Origin of the sequence: Anoxybacillus sp. MB8 (assembly GCF_011006755.1) — a bacterium.
In the GTDB taxonomy this organism is placed as follows: domain Bacteria; phylum Bacillota; class Bacilli; order Bacillales; family Anoxybacillaceae; genus Anoxybacillus; species Anoxybacillus gonensis.
Map to the genome: position 1 here is coordinate 1 of NZ_RXXX01000078.1, position 3829 is coordinate 3829.

Consider the following 3829-nt stretch of genomic DNA (forward strand, 5'->3'; position numbering starts at 1 on the left):
GGTCACACCCGTTCCCATCCCGAACACGGAAGTTAAGCTCTCCAGCGCCGATGGTAGTTGGCGGGACACCGCCTGCGAGAGTAGGACGTTGTCGGGCATTATTATGTTTATTTTCTATTGTCGCGGGGTGGAGCAGCCAGGTAGCTCGTCGGGCTCATAACCCGAAGGTCGCAGGTTCAAATCCTGCCCCCGCAACCAATGAAACGAAACAACGAAACGGTGTAAGTTTCGTATTTTTTTATGCCTTTTTTGCGTTATGATTTGTTTTCGTGTACACTTATATGTGTAGCATTTCCTTAGGAGAGTGATCCTAAGGTCTTTTTTGTATATTGATTTTATTCAATTAGGGGAATGAACGATGAAAACATATGAATATGTATCACATCATCCTGAAGATACGTTAGCATTAGCGATGAAACTTGCTCGATATGTTCAACCTAAAGACGTTATTACGTTAGAAGGTGATTTGGGAGCAGGAAAAACAACGTTTACAAAAGGATTAGCAAAAGGTTTAGGAATTGACCGTAATGTGAACAGCCCAACTTTCACTATTATAAAGCAGTATGAAGGGCGCTTACCTTTGTATCATATGGATGTATATCGTTTAGATGAAAGCGAAGAAGATTTAGGGTTTGATGAATATTTTTTTGGTGATGGTGTAACAGTTGTCGAATGGGCACATTTAATTGAACCATATTTGCCATCTGAGCGTTTACATATTACGATTCACCATGCGGATGGAGAAAATCGAATCATTCGTTTTTCACCGATTGGTGAACGTTATAAACAGCTATGTAAGGAGATTTTTAGTGATGAAAGTGTTAGCCATTGATACATCTACATTTGTTATGGGGATCGCTATCGTTGATGGACAAGTCGTTAAAGGCGAAATGATTACGAATTTGAAAAAAAATCATTCGATACGAGTAATGCCTGCGATTGAGGCGCTTCTTCAAGAATGTGAGGTAAGCCCTCAAGATCTTGCCCGTATTGTTGTTGCGAAAGGACCTGGATCATACACAGGTGTTCGCATTGGTGTGACGATTGCTAAAACGCTGGCTTGGACGCTAAACATTCCGCTTGTCGGTATATCGAGTTTAGAAGTGATGGCAGCAAATGCGAAGTATTTTGATGGGCTTATTGTTCCATTAATGGACGCTCGGCGTGGACAAATTTATACAGGTCTTTATAAAGCTGAAGGGGGCAACATTCAATCCATTGTAGCTGATCAAGTTATTTTGGCGACAGATTGGGCAAATGAATTAAAATCGTACAATGAACCAATTTTATTAGTTGGAAATGATAGTGTGCTACACGAAGCAGTGTTTGTTGAAGCGCTAGGTCGTTCTGTCCAATTAGCCTCAGCGACCCTTCACAATCCGCGCCCAAGCGAACTTGCATGGTTAGGAATGAATCGTCAACCGGAAGATGTTCATACATTTGTCCCAAACTATATTCGTTTAGCAGAGGCCGAAGCGAATTGGCTTGCTCGTCAACAAGAAAGGGCGGAAGGTTAAGTGAATGTTTTTTTTCGCTTTATGACGCTTCAAGATCTTGATCGTATTATGGAAATTGAGCAATGTTCATTTACACTTCCGTGGAGCCGTTCTTCCTTTTATCAAGAATTGACAAACAATCCGTATGCTCGTTATATTGTGATGGAGTATGATGGACAAATTATCGGTTATTGTGGTATGTGGCTGGTCATGGATGAGGCACATATTACAAACATTGCGGTGTTGCCGGAATTTCGTGGTAAAAAATTAGGAGAAGCGCTAATGAAACAGGCGATGGCGTTAGCGAGAGAAGAAGGAGCCCAAACGATGACATTGGAAGTGCGGGTGTCGAATACCGTTGCACAATCATTATATCGAAAGCTTGGCTTTTTAAATGGCGGTATTCGTAAGCGATACTATTCAGATAACCAAGAAGATGCATTAGTAATGTGGGTGAAATTATGAGTGAAAAAGATATATTTGTGCTTGGAATTGAGACAAGCTGTGATGAAACAGCAGCTGCCATTGTGAAAAATGGACGTGAAATTGTAGCTAACGTTGTTTCCTCACAAATGGAAAGTCATCAACGATTTGGTGGGGTCGTTCCTGAAATTGCATCGCGTCACCATGTTGAGCAAATCACGCTCGTGTTAGAAGAAACGATGAAGCAGGCAAATATGGATGTTAGCGAAATTGATGCAATTGCGGTAACAGAAGGTCCGGGGTTAGTTGGAGCGCTATTGATTGGTGTGAACGCTGCGAAAGCATTAGCTTTTGCGCATCGCATTCCTCTTGTTGGTGTGCATCATATCGCAGGGCATATTTATGCAAATCAACTTGTACAAGAAATGAAATTTCCGCTATTAGCTCTTGTTGTGTCAGGAGGGCATACCGAGCTCATTTATATGAAAGAGCATGGAGTGTTTGAAGTCATTGGTGAGACGCGAGACGATGCGGCTGGGGAAGCGTATGACAAAGTTGCACGCGCGTTACAGTTGCCTTATCCGGGAGGTCCTCATATTGATCGTTTGGCCAAACAAGGAAAACCGACCGTTGATTTGCCTCGTGTGTGGTTAGAAGAAGGTTCGTATGATTTTAGTTTTAGTGGATTAAAATCAGCGGTCATTAATACGTTGCACAATGCAAAACAGCGTGGAGAAACAATTTTGCCTGAAGATATGGCAGCAAGTTTTCAGACAAGTGTTGTTGAAGTATTAGTAGGAAAAACGATACAAGCAGCTGCGCATTACGACGTGAAACAAATATTGCTAGCTGGTGGTGTCGCAGCAAATGAAGGATTGCGCACACAATTACAAAAACAAGTTGAGCAATTACCAGAGGTAGAACTTGTCATTCCGCCATTGTCCCTTTGTACAGATAATGCGGCGATGATTGCGGCAGCTGGGACGGTATTATTTCAACAAGGAAAGCGCGCGACCATGGCGTTAAATGCGAATCCAAGTCTACTGTTGTAGTCCGTGTCCCTGTGAACAGGGGCATTTTTTTGTGGATTATTTTATCCACATGTTTGTGGATAATGTGGAAAACGTGTACTATATGTTATTTTATCATAACGAGTTAACCACAAAGAAATAGACAAATTTTTTAGTTTGAGTCAAGACTTTGTGGGAGATTTTTTTCTCGACCGATTTTATTGGTTATATATGGTTTTATAGGCTTGTTTCATGTAAGCGCTTTTATCCTCTCTTATCCTGTAGGTATGTGCCTATATCTGTGTTTTTAAAAACCTTTCAATGCTTGTAATACCTCGTAAATCGGTGTTCCTGAAGACTGACGGAAATACGGAATGTTGTCCCGAATCACTTCCTTCATTCGAGATGAGACGCGTTTCATTGCCTTTTTCACGATCGTTTCTCGTTTCGTTTCTTCTCGTTCTTCCACGCCATACATCACCCCACGGCGTGTCCGAATGAGTAACGTATCTTTTATCGCGGCGATCGCTCGCAACATTGCTTCAATCCCTGCATCTTTCCAACTTCGACCGTTTTTACTTCGTTTCGCAAACACATGCATCGTTCCTTCCGCACTCCCCATCGCTCTCATGTTTGTCGTGTCGATCCCTTTTTCCTTCAGCCATATGCGATAGTCACGCAAACATCCTGGCATCTCCTCGATTCGACGAACAAGCGCCTCGAGTTGCTTTTCCTTCTCCTCATGTTCTAGCGTACCGATGGCACTTGTGAGTTCTCGCAACACACCCTCTTCATCCCATGATGCGAATTTCTTTCGAATCACCCGATATCTTGCATGACCTCGGAACAATTGACGAATCTCTCTCGCCACATGGAACCGATCGAGTTGAAAGTACCCTC

The 3829-nt window shown here is 42.5% G+C and carries 5 protein-coding genes, 1 tRNA gene and 1 rRNA gene; 6 read left to right on the forward strand and 1 reads right to left on the reverse strand.

Annotated features, from left to right (window positions below; genetic code table 11):
* From rrf to tsaD, 6 genes are all read left to right on the forward strand, one after another.
* Positions 1-97, forward strand: a 5S ribosomal RNA gene (rrf, locus tag EKC99_RS15045); the annotation flags it as partial.
* A gap of 24 nt (positions 98-121) precedes the next feature.
* Positions 122-198, forward strand: a tRNA-Met gene (locus EKC99_RS15050).
* 160 nt (positions 199-358) lie between these two features.
* The gene (gene tsaE / locus EKC99_RS15055; RefSeq protein ID WP_055442050.1) at positions 359-832 is read left to right on the forward strand and encodes a tRNA (adenosine(37)-N6)-threonylcarbamoyltransferase complex ATPase subunit type 1 TsaE; all 474 of its coding nucleotides are present in this window, start codon (positions 359-361) and stop codon (positions 830-832) included.
* Positions 813-1517, forward strand: a complete 705-nt coding sequence (gene tsaB / locus EKC99_RS15060) for a tRNA (adenosine(37)-N6)-threonylcarbamoyltransferase complex dimerization subunit type 1 TsaB (RefSeq protein ID WP_055442049.1) — start codon at positions 813-815, stop codon at positions 1515-1517. Before tsaE ends, tsaB begins: the two co-directional genes overlap by 20 nt.
* Positions 1518-1961, forward strand: a complete 444-nt coding sequence (gene rimI / locus EKC99_RS15065) for a ribosomal protein S18-alanine N-acetyltransferase (protein ID WP_163152622.1) — start codon at positions 1518-1520, stop codon at positions 1959-1961.
* Complete coding sequence (gene tsaD / locus EKC99_RS15070) at positions 1958-2971, forward strand: tRNA (adenosine(37)-N6)-threonylcarbamoyltransferase complex transferase subunit TsaD (protein ID WP_033383542.1); 1014 nt, start codon at positions 1958-1960, stop codon at positions 2969-2971. Before rimI ends, tsaD begins: the two co-directional genes overlap by 4 nt.
* Before the next feature lie 265 nt (positions 2972-3236).
* Here tsaD and EKC99_RS15075 read toward each other — a convergent pair.
* A partial coding sequence (locus EKC99_RS15075) for a UPF0236 family transposase-like protein (RefSeq protein WP_205597784.1) occupies positions 3237-3829 on the reverse strand: 593 nt, incomplete at its 5' end.